The organism is Arcobacter sp. F2176 (assembly GCF_004116465.1).
Taxonomy (GTDB): Bacteria; Campylobacterota; Campylobacteria; order Campylobacterales; family Arcobacteraceae; genus Arcobacter; species Arcobacter siniprincipis.
Genome location: NZ_PDJV01000052.1, coordinates 1 through 927 on the forward strand (window position 1 = coordinate 1; position 927 = coordinate 927).

Annotated in this window: 1 protein-coding gene; it reads left to right on the plus strand. The window is 36.5% G+C overall.

Annotation, left to right across the window (positions count from 1 at the left end; genetic code table 11):
• Positions 1–6: 6 nt before the first annotated feature.
• Positions 7–927 (plus strand): NAD(P)/FAD-dependent oxidoreductase (locus CRU95_RS16100; RefSeq protein WP_129102123.1); only part of this gene is annotated, 921 nt, incomplete at its 3' end.

Sequence of the window (927 nt, forward strand, 5' to 3'; positions counted from 1 at the left end):
AAGAAGATGTTAGATTTAGCGATAATCGGAGGAGGGCCAGCTGGACTTACAGCAGGTTTGTATTCAACAAGAGGTGGATTAAAAAATGTAACGATGTTTGAGATGGGTATGCCAGGAGGACAAATCACAGGAAGTAGTGAAATAGAGAATTACCCAGGACAAGTAGAGATAATCAGTGGGATGGATTTGATGGAGTCATGGCCAATCCAAGCGATGAGATTTGGACTAAAACATGAGATGAATCAAGTAAGTAAAGTAACAAAAACAGGTGAAGTGTTTACAGTAGAATTAAGTGATGGAACAAAACAAGAAGCAAAATCAGTATTGCTAGCAACAGGATCAGTACCAAAAAAAGGTGGATTTAAAGGAGAAGATGAATTTTTCGGAAGAGGAGTATCAACTTGTGCCACTTGTGATGGGTTCTTTTATAAAAATAAAGAAGTAGCAGTAATAGGAGGAGGAGACTCAGCCTTAGAAGAAGCAGTTTACCTTTCAAAGATGTGTTCAAAAGTATACCTAGTGCATAGAAGAGATACATATAGAGCAGCACCAAGTACAATAGAACATATGAAAGCTTGTGAGAATATAGAAGAAGTAAGTAATGTAACAGTAGAAGAAGTATATGGAGATGTTACAGGAGTACTAGGAATAAAAGTAAAAAGTAAAGAGACAGGTGATATAAGAGATTTAGCAGTACCAGGAGTATTTACATTTGTAGGAAGAGATGTATTAAGTGATAGCTTAAAACAAGAAGATGGAAGTTACCTATGTGAAGTAAATGAAGCAACAGAAGTAGTGGTAGATTTAAAGATGAGAACAAATGTACCAGGATTATATGCAGCAGGTGATGTAAGAATAGATGCAGCGAAACAAGTAGTATGTGCAGCAGCTGATGGTGCTACTGCTGCTGTTAATATTATTGAATAT